Below are 15336 nucleotides of genomic sequence, written 5' to 3'. Positions count from 1 at the left end.
GAATGAAACGTATTGTTCTGGCCTGTGCCGCAGGCATGTCGACATCAATGGTGGTGACAAGAATGGAAAAAGAGGCCGCCGCGCGCGGATTATCTTTTCAGATCTACGCCATCCCCGAACAGAATCTGCGTGAGGAGCTGCAAAATTACGGCAGCGAAGTGGTGGCGGTGCTGCTGGGGCCGCAGGTGCGCTTTAAACTGGAAGAGAATAAAAAACTGACCGACAGCTATCAGCTGCCGATTGCGGTGATTGATACCGTCGCTTACGGCACCCTGAATGGCGCAAAGGTACTCGATCAGGCGCTGGCTTTGATACACTGAGGCACAGTTTGCGAGCCATCTTCTCCGGCTCGCGGGCATTGTCGCGCAGGGAACGGCGGCAATGCCGTTAGCGCATTGATTGCAAAGGGTGAAAGCGTGGACAAAGCCGAAGCGCCGCAAGAAAAAAAGCAGTATCAGGAAATTGGTCAGCATCTGCGCCAGCAAATCAGCGATGGACATTATCCGGTGGGATCGCGCCTGCCGCCTGAACGTCAGCTGGCTGAAACCTGGGGCGTCAGCCGGACCATCGTGCGCGAGGCGTTATTGATGCTGGAGCTGGAAGGCACGGTGGATATTCGCCAGAGTTCCGGCGTCTACGTGATGCGTATTCCGTCCGCCAGCGACGATGAAGAAGAGGCTTTTTTCCGCAGCGATGTCGGCCCGTTTGAAATGCTGCAGGCGCGTCAGCTGCTGGAGAGCAATATCGCCGCCTTTGCCGCTAAAATGGCGACCAAGGCGGACATCGAAAACCTGCGCCGCACGCTGGAGCAGGAGCAGCGTGCCATCGCCGCCAATGACAGCAGTCAGGATAACGACAAGTTATTTCATCTGTTGCTGGCGGGAGCCAGTCAGAATCAGATGCTGCTCGACACCGTGACCAGCATCTGGCGACATCACGACAGCAGCCCGCTGTGGCAGCAGCTGCGTCCCCAGTTTGAAACCCGCGCCTACCGCCTGAAGTGGCTGGGCGATCACCAGACCATTCTGGCCGCTCTGCGCCGTCGCGATGTGATGGGCGCATGGCAGGCCACCTGGCAGCACCTTGAGAATGTTAAAAATACGCTGCTGGAGCTCTCCGATGCGGATGCGCCTGACTTCGACGGTTATCTGTTTGATTCAGTACCGATCTTTCAGGGAAAGCTGATGTAGTGGAGAGTCATTAATGAAGATAGTGCCGCTTAGCGCCGTGCCTCAGTTTGCCGATCAGATTACCGAATGGCAGTGGCGGGCTTTCGGCGATCCTGACAGCCGTGACTTCTTCGCCAGCATTGTCGCCAGCAGCCTGAGCGGAAGCGATTTTCCGGTGACGTTTGTCGCCGTGGAGGCGGGCAATGCGATAGGTACGGTGGGCTTCTGGCGCTGTGATCTGATCAGCCGTCAGGATCTCTTCCCGTGGCTGGCGGCGCTCTATGTGGATAGGTCCGCGCGCGGCAAAGGCGTGAGTGAAGCGCTGCAGCAGCGGGTGATTCAGCACGCTCAGGCGCAGGGATATTCGCGGTTGTGGTTGTGGTCAACCTTCAGCGGCTATTACGAACGTTTTGGCTGGCAGCCTCAGGGCGAGGCGCTGGAATATCCCGACAAGCCTGTGATGCTCTATTCCCGCCCTCTGTAAAGGGTGCCAGCCGCGCTATTGGCGACCGGCACGGGCTGATTCAGGGAGCCGGATAGGTATAACGACGGTGGATCGCCTCTATGCCTTCCAGGATCTCAGCATTTAATGTCAGATTGAAGCTGTCGATGTTGGTCTGCAACTGCTCCAGCGTGGTCGCGCCGAGCAGGGTGCTGGCGACAAACGGCTGCTGACGCACGTAAGCCAGTGCCATCTGTGACGGATCAATCTGGTGCTGGCGGGCTAACGCCACATACTCGGCAATCGCCTGTTGCGACTGCTCGCCGCTGTAGCGGGTAAAGCGACTGAACAGCGTGTTGCGGGCACCGGCAGGCTGCGCGCCATTCAGGTACTTACCGCTCAGGGTGCCAAACGCCAGGCTGGAGTAAGCCAGCAGCTCAACCCCTTCATGCTGACTGATCTCGGCCAGACCCACTTCAAAGCTGCGGTTCAGCAGGCTGTAGGGATTCTGAATGCTGATGATGCGCGGCAGTTCATGCTTTTCCGCCAGTTGCAGATAGCGCATCACGCCCCATGCGGTTTCATTCGACACCCCGATATAGCGAATCTTACCGGCGCGCACCTGTTCGGTCAGCGCTTCCAGCGTCTCCAGCAGCGTCACCTGGGCGGTGGTTTCACTGTACTGATAGCCCAGCTTGCCAAAATAGTTGGTCTGACGTTGCGGCCAGTGCAGCTGATAGAGATCGATATAGTCGGTATTCAGGCGTTTCAGGCTGGCATCCAGCGCTTCGCGGATGTTCTTGCGGTCCAGTGCCATGTTAGGGCGAATCGACGCATCGTTACCGCGCGATGGGCCCGACACCTTGCTGGCCAGAATGATTTTGTCACGGCTGCCGCGCTGTTTCAGCCAGCTGCCAATGTACTGTTCGGTCAGACCCTGGGTTTCCGGGCGCGGTGGCACCGGATACATTTCGGCAGTATCAATAAAGTTAATGCCGGAACGAATAGCCAAATCCAGCTGAGCATGGGCGTCGGCTTCACTGTTCTGTTCGCCAAACGTCATGGTGCCCAACCCCAGCTGACTCACTTCCAGCGTGCTATGGGGAATACGATGATAGTGCATTGCCAGCTTCCTTTTCTTTATGGAATGGAATGTTGTCTCCTCAGGGACTATAGCGCGAGCAATGGCGGGGAAGGAAGGGGGAAAAGTCGGGGAAAACGCCTGCCAGCGGGGAAGATGCGGCAGGCGAGTCAATTTCGCACTTAGCGTTCAATGATGGTCGAGACCTCATCGCCGTTAATCTGTACTGCGTGACCCGACTGATCGGTGTACTGCACCAGCCCGGTTTCTTTATCAATGGTCGGCTTACCTTCGGTCATAATCATCCGGCCATCTTTAGTTGCCATCACATAATCTGAACTGCATCCGCTTAACATCGCTGCGGTTAGCACCACAATTGCTACACCTGCCCATCCTTTCATTACGCCTCATCTCCACACATCATCGACTGCAAAAAGTGTAGTAATAAATTGTTTTGCCGGCCGGGTTAATCGTAGGAATCTGAAAATTTGCGGGCGAGCACGCTCGCCCTTGACATTTCTATGCGGTTTTCTTCTTACCGCGCATCAGGTTAAGGCACTCAACCGCCATTGAGAAGAACATGGCAAAATAAATGTAACCTTTTGGTACATGAACCGCGAAACTCTCCAGAATCAGGGTGAAACCGACCAGAATCAGGAAAGCTAACGCCAGCATTTTCACCGACGGATGGCGCTCAACAAACTCACCAATGCTGCGGGCAGCGAACATCATCATCAGCACTGCGATCACTACCGCCGCCATCATGATAAACAGATGATCGGAGAGGCCGATGGCGGTAATCACCGAGTCGAGGCTGAAAATAATATCCAGCAGCATGATCTGTACGATCGCGCCGAGGAACGAATGGACGTTGGATTTCTGTTCCGCTTCGTTACCTTCGATGGTTTCGTGGATCTCCATGCTCGATTTCCACAGCAGGAACAGACCACCGAACAGCAGAATCAGATCGCGGGCAGAGAAGGCGTGGTCCATCAGCGTAAACAGCGGATTGGTCAGTCTGGCCACCCAGGCGATAGAGGCCAGCAGTCCCAGACGCATTAACATCGCGCCCAGTAAACCGATGCGGCGTGCGCTGGCTTGCTGGCGCTTAGGCAGTTTAGCGACCACTAACGACAGGAAAATAATGTTATCAATACCCAGCACCACCTCAAGGATGGTCAGGGTTCCCAGTGCCAGCCAGGCGTTGGGATCGGCAATCCACTCAAACATACCTACATTCAATCCTAAACGAAAATTAAACGGGGATTATACGCACTGAATTTGCTTCTCTCCCACAAAATTGCGCCACCTCAGGTGAGAATGTCATTGCTACAGCAGAAAGTGGCGCGCCAGCAGCGGTCCGGTAAAACTCTTCTTCAGGTAAAAGCCGCGCGGTAAGGTTAGGATCGGTTGACCCTGATCGCCAATCCCTTCGGTCAGCGCTTTACTGTTGGCGGCTTTGGGACGGATCTGCAGCCAGGCGCCGTGGCGGGCGGTGATCTGATCTACCTGACCCAGCACAATCATATCCATCAACTCTTCCCAGTCCTGACGCAGCATCTCATCTTCTTCTGCGCTCGGGCTCCATAACAGCGGTGCCCCGACCCGACGCTGCCGCAGCGGAATATCACGCTGGCCTTCGACCGGGATCCACAACACCCGCGCCAGTTTGTGACGTACGTGGCTGGTCAGCCAGGTAACGCCACTGTTACCGGTAAGCGGGGCAACGCAGACAAAGGTGGTTTCCAGCGGTTTCCCTGTGGCATCAATCGGAATGGTTTTTAGCTCAATACCGAGATGGGCGAAGTCCTGCTCGGCTTTGCTGCCGGCACTCGCCCCGAGCAGCAGTTCCAGCAGCATACCGACCCAGCCTTTATCGCGTTTCAGGTCGGGAGGCATCGTCAGACCGGCCCGATCGGCCAGCGTTTCCAGCGTTAATCCGGCTAACGCCTGCGCCCGGGCCAGCAGGATAGCTTCATCTTCAGGCGGTGCTGGCAGGTGGCTCATGGTGATTACTCATGTTGCTTAAAATTTGTACAGGATGTTGCGCAGTGGGGTTAACTGAACAATTCACTGCGCTGAGTGAGGATAATAACATGATAGATCGTGCTTTTTTCAGCGGATCTCGCGGGCAATGAAAGGGGTGCTTGCAGGTTATCCCAACTTACTCGCAACAATGAACAGGATCTCATACCCGGTTATCCACAGAAAAGTGGGATAACCCGCCAGCCTGTGCGGTACTGGTTCCATTTACAGCCTTGACTTTGCCGTTTTTGACGCTAATTTCACCGCTCTGACCTAAGGCTGAGCGATCTGTTGTGGATAACCTGCTAAGCGCTTAAAATTCATCCAACTGTAAAGAGTGGACAGTTTTGTCGGGGGTTAATCGCCGTGATAATTTGTTTATTCTTCAATTTTATCTATTATAATCAAACTTATATGGAATAATGGATTTTTCATCTGCCTGAAACGTTCAGCAAGGTTATTCAGTTAACTCCCGCGTTCTGCACAAAGCTATCCACAGAAAAGGTGAATAAGATCGATTTTTCTGACGGGGATTGTTCATAACTAGCGGCTTCTCTGTGAGTTATCCCGGAGTTTTACGCTTAACACCCCGTGAATCCAGTGGTTTACCGCCTGTAAGGAGTGTGAAACAATCAGCCTATTCAAATTTAGCTTTGAGGTAGTCCGGTGATCGATGATGATGGCTACCGCCCGAATGTTGGTATCGTAATTTGTAACAGGCAGGGACAAGTGTTATGGGCCAGGCGCTTTGGACAGCACTCCTGGCAATTTCCTCAGGGAGGCATCAATCCCGGTGAAACCGCTGAACAGGCGATGTATCGCGAACTGTTCGAAGAAGTGGGGTTACACCGTAAAGATGTTCGAATACTTGCATCTACCCGTAACTGGTTGCGCTACAAGTTGCCAAAACGTTTGGTGCGTTGGGACACAAAGCCGGTATGTATCGGCCAGAAACAAAAGTGGTTTCTTCTGCAGTTAATGTCTAATGACGCGGATATCAATGTGCAGCACAGCAGCACGCCTGAGTTTGACGGCTGGCGCTGGGTGAGCTTCTGGTATCCGGTGCGTCAGGTTGTCTCCTTCAAACGCGACGTCTACCGTCGGGTGATGAAGGAATTCGCTGGCGTGGTGATGTCTATGCAGGAGAGTGCGGGGCAGCGAAACAATCCTGCCCATCGACGTAAGAGAGGATAGGCCACGCCCTTTATGCTCACTCAGTTGCGCGAAATTGTAGAAAAAGTGGCGAGTGCGCCGCGTCTGAATGAAGCACTCGACATTCTGGTCAATGAGATCTGTCTGGCGATGGAAACGGAAGTCTGTTCCGTTTACCTCGCCGATCACGATCGTCGCTGCTATTACCTGATGGCGACGCGCGGCCTGAAAAAGCCGCGTGGCCGCACCGTGACGCTGGCGTTCGACGAAGGCATCGTCGGTTTAGTCGGTCGTCTGGCCGAGCCGATCAACCTCGCCGACGCGCAAAGTCATCCCAGTTTTAAATATATCCCCGCGGTGAAAGAGGAGCGCTATCGCTCCTTCCTCGGCGTGCCAATCATCAGCCGTCGCCAGCTACTGGGCGTGCTGGTGGTACAGCAGCGTGAACATCGTCAGTTTGATGAGAGCGAAGAGTCGTTTCTGGTCACGCTGGCCACGCAGATGGCGGCGCTGCTGTCGCAATCCCAGATGGGGCAGCTGTTTGGTCAGTTCCGTCAGACCCGGATACGCGCCATCGCCGCCGCGCCAGGCGTGGCGGTAGCACCGGGCTGGGTCGATGAGACGCAGCCGCTGCTCGATCAGGTCTCCGCGGCCTCAACGCTGGATGTTCAGCGTGAGCGTGAACGCCTGTCGCTCGCCATGAGCGAAGCCGCCAGCGAATTTCGCCGTTTCAGCAAGCGTTTCAGTGCCAGCGTGCAAAAAGAGAGCGCGGCGATCTTTGACCTCTATTCCCACCTGTTAACCGATGCCCGCCTGAAGAAAGATCTGTTCGATGAGATCGAACGCGGATCGGTGGCGGAGTGGGCGGTTAAACAGGTGATCGAGAAGTTTGCCGAACAGTTCGCCAGCCTGACCGACAGCTATCTGCGGGAACGCGCGGGTGATCTGCGCGTGCTGGGTCAGCGTCTGTTATTCCATCTCGATGATTCGCTGGTCGGCACCAACGCCTGGCCGGAGCGGTTTGTGCTGGTGGCGGATGAACTGACTGCCACCTCGCTGGCGGAGCTGCCGCACGAGCGGCTGGCTGGCGTGGTGGTGCGCGACGGTGCCGCTAACTCCCATGCGGCGATCCTGACGCGTGCCATGGGTATCCCGACGGTCATGGGTGCCGATATCCTGCCGCATCAGCTGAATAAACGGCTGCTGATCGTCGATGGTTACCGTGGCGAGCTGTTAATCGATCCCGAACCGGTGCTGGTGCAGGAGTATCAGCGGCTGATCAGCGAAGAGAACGCGCTGAGCAAAACGGCCGAAGGGGTCGTCGATCAACCCGGTGAGCTGAAAAGCGGCGAGCGAGTGCAGGTGATGCTGAACGCCGGATTAAGTCCGGAGCATGAACAGGCGCTCGGCAGCTGGGTTGACGGCATCGGCCTCTATCGCACCGAAATCCCCTTTATGCTGCAGAACGGCTTCCCGTCAGAAGAGGAACAGGTGGCACAGTATCAGGGCATGTTGCAGCTGTTTCACAACAAGCCGGTCACGCTGCGCACCCTTGATGTTGGCGCGGATAAACAGCTGCCCTACATGCCGATCAGTGAAGAGAATCCCTGCCTGGGCTGGCGCGGTATCCGCCTGACGCTCGACCAGCCGGAAATTTTCCTGGTCCAGGTGCGTGCCATGCTGCGGGCGAATGCGGCCTCCGGCAACCTCAGTATTCTGTTGCCGATGATCAGTCATATCGACGAAATCGACGAGGCGAAACGGCTGATCGATCGCGCCGGTCGCGAAGTGGAAGAGATGCTGGGCTACACCATCCCCACGCCGCGCATCGGTATCATGATTGAAGTGCCGTCGATGCTGTTTATGATCCCGCATCTGGCGTCGCGCGTCGACTTTGTCTCGGTCGGCACCAACGATCTGACCCAGTATCTGCTGGCGGTGGACCGCAACAACACCCGCGTGGCCAATCTCTACGACTCGCTGCACCCGGCGATGCTGCGCGCCCTGCACGCTATCGCCCGCGAAGCCCGTCAGGCCAATCTTGAACTCTGCCTGTGTGGTGAAATGGCAGGCGATCCGATGTGTGTCGCGCTGCTGGTGGGGATGGGGTATCACCATCTCAGCATGAACGGTAAAAATGTGCCGCGCGTGAAATACCTGCTGCGCCATCTGGATCAGGAAGAAGCGCAGAAGCTCAGTGAACAGGGAATGAATGCGCATACCGCTACCGAGGTTCGCCATCTGGTCTCTACCTTTATGGAGCGGCGTGGACTGGGCGGTCTGATCCGCGGAGGCCGCTAAGCGTTATCCGCATTTACATTTCGGCGTCAACTGACAAAACCGGCTGTGCTATGATGCGCAGCCTTAATTTATGTGCCTGTTAACGCCCTTTTTTCAGGGCCGAAGAATAGACGGTGAATGATGAATAACGGCTATATTGCATTTCCGCAGTTCGATCCGGTGATCTTCTCGATCGGACCGGTTTCGCTGCACTGGTACGGTCTGATGTATCTGGTCGGCTTTGTTTTCGCCATGTGGCTGGCGGTGCGTCGCGCCAACAAGCCCGGCAGCGGCTGGAAAAAAGAGGAAGTGGAAAACCTGCTGTATGCCGGTTTCCTCGGCGTGTTCCTTGGCGGCCGTATCGGTTACGTGCTGTTCTACAATTTACCGCTGTTCCTGGAAAACCCGCTCTATCTGTTCAAAGTCTGGGATGGCGGCATGTCATTCCACGGTGGCCTGATTGGGGTGATTGTGGTGATGCTGGTCTTCGCTCGCCGCACTAAACGCCATTTCTTCCAGGTGGCTGATTTCATCGCCCCACTGATCCCGTTTGGTCTCGGTGCAGGCCGTCTTGGCAACTTCATTAACGGCGAGTTGTGGGGCCGTGTCGATCCGGGGTTCCCGTTTGCTATGCTGTTCCCAGGCTCACGCAGCGAAGATGTCGCGCTGGCCGCCACCAACCCACAATATCAGGCGCTGCTCAATACCTACGGCGTGCTGCCACGTCATCCTTCGCAGCTTTATGAATTGATTCTTGAAGGGGTGGTGCTGTTCATCATTCTTAACCTGTTTATTCGTAAGCCGCGCCCGATGGGCAGCGTCTCTGGCCTGTTCCTGATCGGTTACGGCGCATTCCGTATTATCGTCGAGTTCTTCCGCCAGCCGGATGCCCAGCTTGGCCTGTTTGAAGGCGGAATCAGTATGGGGCAGATTCTCTCCGTCCCCATGATTATTGCCGGTATCGCCATGATGATCTGGGCCTATCGTCGTCGTCCACAGCCACAATTTCGTGAGGAAAAATGAAACAGTATCTGGACCTGATGCAACATGTGCTGAATGAAGGCACGCCAAAAGCTGACCGTACCGGAACCGGCACGCTTTCAATTTTTGGTCACCAGATGCGTTTCAATCTGCAGGATGGGTTTCCGCTGGTCACCACGAAAAAATGCCATATCCGCTCCATCATTCATGAGCTGCTGTGGTTCCTGAAAGGTGACACCAACATCGGTTACCTGAAGGAGAATAATGTCTCAATCTGGGATGAGTGGGCGGATGAACAGGGCGATCTTGGCCCGGTTTATGGCAAGCAGTGGCGTAGCTGGGGCACCGCCAGCGGCGAAGAGATTGACCAGATCAGCAAAGTGATCGAGCAACTGAAACGCGACCCTGACTCACGCCGGATCATCGTCTCAGCCTGGAACGTGGGTGAACTGGATCAGATGGCGCTGGCACCGTGCCACGCCTTCTTCCAGTTCTATGTGGCTGACGGCAAGCTCTCATGCCAGCTTTATCAGCGCTCCTGCGACATCTTCCTGGGTCTGCCGTTCAACATTGCCAGTTATGCGCTGCTGGTGCATATGGTGGCGCAGCAGTGCGACCTGCAGGTCGGTGACTTCGTCTGGACCGGCGGAGATACCCACCTCTACAGTAACCATCTGGAGCAGGCGCGCCTGCAGCTGACCCGCGAGCCGCGTCCGCTGCCGAAGCTGGTCATTAAGCGTAAACCCGCTTCGTTGTTTGACTATCAGTTCGATGATTTCGACATTGAAGGTTACGATCCGCATCCGGCCATTAAGGCGCCGGTCGCGATTTAACCCATGCAAATGAAAAAGCCCCGGTGATGCTCTGCACACCGGGGCTTTTTTTATGCCTGAGCGGTAAAAATATGCGGCACGGCTCGCAGCGTCATGCCACTGAATGTCTGATGATCGTTTTCTCTGCGATGTCGTTTCCAGCCTCTCAACAGCCCGCTTGTTCCCGCTTTCATCACCCGGCACGCTAGCGCCATGAAAAGATACCCGTTACGCGGTTTTACCCTGCCGGAACTGCTGGTGGTGATGGTGATCGCCGGCATCCTGAGCCTCGGTGCACTTCACGGCTGGCAGCGCTGGCAGCAACGGCAGCAGCTGCGCGATACCGCCCAGCAGCTGCAGGGATTTCTGTTGCGGCTGCGTGCTCAGGCGTTCCGGCAAAATCGTGACCTGATCCTCTGGTCACGTGCGGGCCAACCCTGGTGTCTTGGCAGCGGCAGTCCGCCATCAGGGCCATGTCAGGCAGGAAAGCGGCTGCATTTCGTCGCACCGTACTCTGACGTAACCTTGTACGAATTACGCGGTGAGCCGGGTTTTTACGGTCGTCGCAACGTAGCCAGAGCAGGCAGCCTTGAGCTGGGTAATGACGCAGGCCGGCTGCGGCTGATTATTTCGGCCCGGGCGCGCATCCGTTTTTGCTTTACCGAAGACGAGGCGTGCCGTTGAAAGCGGCCGGATTCAGCCTGCTGGAGATGCTGATCGCAATGGCGATTGGCGCGGTGCTGATGGTCAGCGCCGGACGTTTCTTGCCGCTGCTGCTGGGCGAAAACGTCGAATTGTTGCAGCGGGCGCAGCTGCGTCAGGAGCTTCAGCAGATCATGGCCACGCTGGAAAAGGCGGTGCGGCGTGCCGGCTATTGCCACGGCGAGTGTGGCAGCGGCGCGCTGACAATCAGTGAAAACTGTCTGCTGCTGCGCTGGGATGAGAACAGCAACGGTCAGTGGGAAGGCGTTAACCAGGCGGACAGCGATCACTACGGCTATCGCCTGCGGTTGCAACAGCTGGAGATGCAGCGTGGGGTTGGTGACTGCGGTTCTGGCGGCTGGGAACGGCTCTCCGATCCGGCTTTCCTGACGCTGGAGCAGTTCAGTGTGACCCGCCAGCAGAAGCTAATCCGGTTGCGGTTGCAGGGGCGAGCCGGACGCTGGCTGGAAACGGTGGAAAGCTGGGTAGAGGGTGAAAACCTGTGAAGCAGCGGGGCAGCAGCACGCTGGGCATGGTGTTAATGCTGTTAGTGATCGGCAGCCTGACGCTGCATGCCAGCCGGAAAATGCTGGAGCAGGGGATGCTGTTACTGGCTGACGAGCAGCAGTTCATACAGGATTTCTGGCGGGCGCAGTCGGCACTGCAATGGGGCTTAACCCAACGCTGGCCGGCGGGCGAAACGGCCGGTTGCCAGCTTAACGAAGGCGAGGGCTGGCGCAGTTGTCTACAGCGAGGTGAAGATGGAAAAGGGCTGCTCAAAGGTGAGGCCAGCGGCAGTGGCACCGCGGTGTGGCAGTGGGTCACACGCCAGCAGGGCCAGATTCAGGCGCTGCCGCACGGCTGGATTGACTACTGTCCGCTCACCAGGCCAGGCGACTGTCTCTGAGAACGGCGGATTCAGCCTGCCGGAAGCGTTATTTGCTCTGCTGTTAATGGCATTAAGCAGCAGTGCGCTTTTACAGTATCATCGCGCGCTGGTTCGCGGGTTCAGCCAGCAGTGGGAGCAGCGCGAGGCGTGGCGGGTAGCGGAACAACGTCTGGTCGGGCAGGCGGTCGCAGGCTGGCATTCCACCCTGCAACGCCAGAGCAGCCCGACAGGCTGTGTGCAGGAACGGGCCGATGTCCAGGGGCCGCAGCAGCGTACGGCTACCCTGACGCGATTACGCTGTTAAACCGCAGTCGCAAACGCCCTTTTGATGGGCTTCAACCGCGATCCGCGGTAGAGTTACCGGGCCGCAATACCGCAGTTATGTTCTGAGTTACCACAGGAGTTTTCATGTTTCACGTTTATCACTCAAATCAGCTTGATGTGCTGAAGATTCTGGCGGCTGCGGTGATTAAACATGATCCACTGGATGACCCTTTCGCCTCAGAGATGGTGCTGGTGCAAAGCCCGGGGATGGCGCAGTGGCTGCAAATGGAGCTGGCCCAGACCTTTGGTATCGCCGCCAACATCGAATTTCCACTGCCGGCCAGCTTTATCTGGGAGATGTTCGTTCGGGTGCTGCCCGACATTCCGGTAGAGAGCGCGTTCAGCAAAGCCAGCATGAGCTGGAAGCTGATGCATCGTCTGCCGGAAATGCTGGAGCACGAGGAATTTATCTCGCTGCGCCACTACCTGCATGACGATGGCGACAAACGTAAACTGTTCCAGCTGAGCTCGCGGGTGGCGGATCTGTTTGACCAGTATCTGGTCTATCGCGCCGACTGGCTCAACAGCTGGGAGCGCGGTGAAACCATTGAGGGACTGGGCGAGGCGCAGCGCTGGCAGGCGGCGCTGTGGCGCGATCTGGTCAGCTATACCGAAACCCTGCGCCAGCCTAAATGGCATCGTGCCAACCTCTATGCGCGTTTTATTCAGACGCTGGAGCAGGCGCAGCACACGCCAGAAAATCTGCCGAAGCGGGTCTTTATCTGTGGCATCTCCGCCTTGCCACCGGTCTATCTTCAGGCGTTGCAGGCGCTGGGACGCCATATCGATATCCATCTGCTGTTTACCAATCCCTGCCGCGATTACTGGGGCGATATTCAGGATTATGCCTTTCTGGCGAAGCTGCAAAGCCGTCAGCGTCGGCGTCATGGCGCGGATGAACAGCGCGGACTGTTCCGTGACGTGGAACAGGCGCCTGCGCTCTTCAATGAGGCGGGTGAACAACAGCTGACGAACCCTCTGCTTGCCTCATGGGGCAAGCTGGGGCGTGACAATCTTTTTCTGCTCAGCCAGATGGAAGATAATGACGACATCGACGCCTTTGTTGAGGTGGAAGAAGACAATCTGCTGCACTGCCTGCAGTCCGATCTGCTCAACCTGCAGGACAACGCGGTCATCGGGCTGAACGCCGCCGAACTGGCGCACAGCGATCAGAAACGCCGGCTCGATCCCGCCGATCGCTCAGTGGCGGTACAGGTGTGCCACAGTGCCCAGCGTGAAGTTGAAGTGCTGCAGGATCACCTGTTAGCGTTGATGGAGGCCAACCCGGCGCTGAAAGCGCGTGACATTATTGTCATGGTGGCCGATATCGACGCTTATGCGCCCTTTATTCAGGCCGTTTTCGCCAACGCGCCTGCGGACCGTTATTTACCTTTTGCCATTTCAGATCGCCGCGCCAGCCAGGCACATCCGGCGATTGTCGCGTTCCTGCACCTGCTGGCGCTGCCGGATAGCCGCTTTGTCTCAGAAGATGTACTGGCGCTGCTGGATGTGCCGGCGCTGGCCAGCCATTTCGCCATCGATGAAAGCGGTCTGCGCCTGCTGCGACGTTGGGTCAGTGAGTCGGGGGTGCGCTGGGGGCTGGATGACGCCAGCGTGGAAGCCCTGTCATTACCGATTACCGGCCAGCACACCTGGCGCTTTGGTCTGCAGCGTATGCTGCTGGGCTATGCGATGGAAAGCCACAACGGTGACTGGCAAGGCATTCTGCCGTATGACGAATCGAGTGGCCTGGTGGGCGAACTGGCCGGGCATCTGGCGGAGCTGTTGTCGCGGCTTAACCACTGGCGGCAGCGGCTGGCCGAACCACGACCGCTGCAGGCCTGGCTGCCGCTATGCCGCGAGTTGCTGAACGCCTTTTTCAGCCCGGATGCGGAGACCGAAGCGGCGTTGCTGCTGGTTGAAGAGCAGTGGCAGGCGCTGATTGAATATGGCATGGACGCCCGCTTTGAAGAGGCGATACCGGTCACCCTGCTGCGTGACGATCTCCGCAGCCGGCTGGATCAGCAGCGTATCAGCCAGCGTTTTCTTGCCGGACAGATCAACTTCTGTACCCTGATGCCGATGCGTTCGATTCCGTTCCAGGTGGTTTGTCTGCTGGGGATGAATGATGGCGTTTATCCGCGCACCTTAGCGCCGTTAGGTTTTGATTTGATGCAACAAAAGTCACGCAAAGGCGATCGCAGCCGCCGTGACGATGACCGTTATCTGTTTCTGGAAGCGCTGATCTCTGCACAGCAGCAGCTCTACATCAGCTATATCGGGCGGGCTATTCAGGATAATACGGAACGCTACCCGTCGGTGCTGGTCACAGAACTGCTGGACTATATCGGCCAGAGTTTTTATCTGGAGGGTGATGAAGAGCGTGATCTGGATGAGAGTGCGGCGCGGGTGCGGGATCATCTGCAGCATCTGCACAGCCGGATGCCGTTTGCTGCCGATAACTTCCAGCCAGCCGCCAGACTGCAAAGCTTTGCCCGCGAATGGCTACCGGCCGCGCAGGGAACGGGAGAGCCGCAACCCGATTTTGTCCAGCCGCTGGCGGCACCGACGATTGAGACGCTGACGCTGGAGGCGTTTCTGCGCTTCTGGCGCCATCCAGTGCGGGCATGGTTTCATCAACGGCTCGGGGTCAATTTCTGGCTGGAAGAGAACGAACTGCCCGACAGCGAACCCTTTGCTCTTGATAATCTGGAGCGTTATCAGATTAACGCGCAGCTGCTGAATGCGCTGGTGGAAGGGGAGGATACCCAGCGGCTCTATGCGCACCACCGTGCGGCGGGTAATCTGCCTTACGGTGCGTTTGGTGAACTGTTCTGGCAGGCGCAGCGTGACGAGATGCAGGAAGTGGCGGCAGAAGTGGTTACCCAGCGCAGCGAAGGCGAGAGCTGGGAAGTCAATCTGCAGCTGGAACAGGTCAGCCTGACCGGCTGGCTGACGCAGGTGCAGAGTGACGGACTATTGCGCTGGCGGCCAGGTGTACTGAACATGAACGACGGCCTGCTGCTCTGGCTGGAGCATCTGGTCTACTGCGCACTGGGCGGAACCGGCAGCAGCCGGATGTATGGTCGGCAACACAGTCGCTGGTGCTTTCTGGCGGTAAGTCAGCAGGAGGCCCTCACGGCGCTGAATGATTATGTCGCGGGCTACCTGGCCGGTATGCGCCAGCCGCTGATGCTGCTTAACAAAAGCGGCGGCGCCTGGTTAACGGCCAGCTATGACAAAAAAAGCCAGCAACTTCTGACCGATGAGGCGACCCAGCTTAAAGCGCGTAATCGCCTGCTGACGGCGTGGTCAGGCAGTTATCAGGTAGAGGGTGAAGGCAGCGATCCCTACCTGCAACGCCTGTGTCGCGTGCTGGAAGAGACACAGCTACACCAGATAACTGAGGCGGCACAGCGCTGGTATTTACCGGTGCTGGCTGCACATCAGGATGATGAATAGCAGGCCAGGCAGCAGAT

The 15336-nt window shown here is 57.1% G+C and carries 16 protein-coding genes; 12 read left to right on the top strand and 4 right to left on the bottom strand.

Annotated elements, in window-relative coordinates; genetic code table 11:
* Window positions 1–2: 2 nt before the first annotated feature.
* The 3 genes from WFK59_RS16180 to WFK59_RS16170 all read left to right on the top strand — a co-directional run bounded on the left by WFK59_RS16180 (window position 3) and on the right by WFK59_RS16170 (window position 1653).
* The gene (locus WFK59_RS16180; RefSeq protein WP_233987234.1) at window positions 3–320 is read left to right on the top strand and encodes a PTS sugar transporter subunit IIB; all 318 of its coding nucleotides are present in this window, start codon (window positions 3–5) and stop codon (window positions 318–320) included.
* A gap of 96 nt (window positions 321–416) precedes the next feature.
* Window positions 417–1190 (top strand): FCD domain-containing protein, encoded by a 774-nt coding sequence (locus WFK59_RS16175; RefSeq protein WP_033733824.1) that lies wholly within the window; start codon window positions 417–419, stop codon window positions 1188–1190.
* 13 nt (window positions 1191–1203) lie between these two features.
* A complete protein-coding gene (locus WFK59_RS16170) occupies window positions 1204–1653 on the top strand; it encodes a GNAT family N-acetyltransferase (protein ID WP_233987235.1) in 450 nt (149 codons plus the stop codon).
* A gap of 40 nt (window positions 1654–1693) precedes the next feature.
* Here the strand turns inward: WFK59_RS16170 and WFK59_RS16165 are convergent, their stop codons facing one another.
* The 4 genes from WFK59_RS16165 to mutH form a co-directional block, all read right to left on the bottom strand.
* Window positions 1694–2734 carry an NADP(H)-dependent aldo-keto reductase gene (locus WFK59_RS16165; protein ID WP_336756427.1) on the bottom strand — a complete coding sequence of 347 codons (1041 nt, stop codon included), beginning with the start codon at window positions 2732–2734 and terminating at the stop codon, window positions 1694–1696.
* Between the two features lie 140 nt (window positions 2735–2874).
* Window positions 2875–3093: a YgdI/YgdR family lipoprotein gene (locus tag WFK59_RS16160; RefSeq protein ID WP_336756426.1), complete on the bottom strand. Its 219-nt coding sequence runs from the start codon at window positions 3091–3093 to the stop codon at window positions 2875–2877.
* Window positions 3094–3211: 118 nt separating this feature from the next.
* Complete coding sequence (locus WFK59_RS16155; protein ID WP_336756425.1) at window positions 3212–3922, bottom strand: TerC family protein; 711 nt, start codon at window positions 3920–3922, stop codon at window positions 3212–3214.
* A gap of 99 nt (window positions 3923–4021) precedes the next feature.
* Window positions 4022–4699 (bottom strand): DNA mismatch repair endonuclease MutH, encoded by a 678-nt coding sequence (gene mutH, locus WFK59_RS16150; protein ID WP_336756423.1) that lies wholly within the window; start codon window positions 4697–4699, stop codon window positions 4022–4024.
* Window positions 4700–5383: 684 nt separating this feature from the next.
* Between mutH and rppH the strand changes: the two genes are divergently transcribed.
* The 9 genes from rppH (at window position 5384) to recC (ending at window position 15319) form a co-directional block, all read left to right on the top strand.
* Window positions 5384–5911, top strand: a complete 528-nt coding sequence (rppH, locus tag WFK59_RS16145; RefSeq protein WP_031376193.1) for an RNA pyrophosphohydrolase — start codon at window positions 5384–5386, stop codon at window positions 5909–5911.
* A 12-nt stretch (window positions 5912–5923) separates the two neighbouring features.
* Window positions 5924–8170 (top strand): phosphoenolpyruvate--protein phosphotransferase, encoded by a 2247-nt coding sequence (ptsP, locus tag WFK59_RS16140; protein WP_336756421.1) that lies wholly within the window; start codon window positions 5924–5926, stop codon window positions 8168–8170.
* A gap of 120 nt (window positions 8171–8290) precedes the next feature.
* Entirely contained in the window at window positions 8291–9172 is an 882-nt protein-coding gene (gene lgt / locus WFK59_RS16135; RefSeq protein ID WP_094120945.1) for a prolipoprotein diacylglyceryl transferase, read from the top strand.
* On the top strand, window positions 9169–9963 hold the full coding sequence (gene thyA / locus WFK59_RS16130; RefSeq protein ID WP_233987241.1) for a thymidylate synthase: 795 nt from the start codon (window positions 9169–9171) through the stop codon (window positions 9961–9963). Before lgt ends, thyA begins: the two co-directional genes overlap by 4 nt.
* 192 nt (window positions 9964–10155) lie before the next feature.
* Window positions 10156–10626 (top strand): prepilin-type N-terminal cleavage/methylation domain-containing protein, encoded by a 471-nt coding sequence (locus tag WFK59_RS16125; protein WP_233987242.1) that lies wholly within the window; start codon window positions 10156–10158, stop codon window positions 10624–10626.
* Window positions 10623–11150, top strand: a complete 528-nt coding sequence (locus tag WFK59_RS16120) for a prepilin peptidase-dependent protein (protein WP_233988129.1) — start codon at window positions 10623–10625, stop codon at window positions 11148–11150. Before WFK59_RS16125 ends, WFK59_RS16120 begins: the two co-directional genes overlap by 4 nt.
* Window positions 11147–11551 (top strand): DUF2509 family protein, encoded by a 405-nt coding sequence (locus tag WFK59_RS16115; protein WP_233987243.1) that lies wholly within the window; start codon window positions 11147–11149, stop codon window positions 11549–11551. The genes WFK59_RS16120 and WFK59_RS16115 overlap by 4 nt, the downstream gene beginning before the upstream one ends.
* Window positions 11511–11837 carry a prepilin-type N-terminal cleavage/methylation domain-containing protein gene (locus tag WFK59_RS16110; RefSeq protein WP_233987244.1) on the top strand — a complete coding sequence of 109 codons (327 nt, stop codon included), beginning with the start codon at window positions 11511–11513 and terminating at the stop codon, window positions 11835–11837. Before WFK59_RS16115 ends, WFK59_RS16110 begins: the two co-directional genes overlap by 41 nt.
* A 104-nt stretch (window positions 11838–11941) precedes the next feature.
* Complete coding sequence (gene recC / locus WFK59_RS16105) at window positions 11942–15319, top strand: exodeoxyribonuclease V subunit gamma (protein ID WP_336756415.1); 3378 nt, start codon at window positions 11942–11944, stop codon at window positions 15317–15319.
* Window positions 15320–15336 lie beyond the last annotated feature (17 nt).

This window comes from Pantoea sp. USHLN298, assembly GCF_037149395.1.
GTDB lineage: Bacteria > Pseudomonadota > Gammaproteobacteria > Enterobacterales > Enterobacteriaceae > Pantoea > Pantoea astica.
The sequence above is the reverse complement of the archived record's forward strand: the minus strand, read 5'-3'. Positions and strand labels throughout refer to the sequence as shown.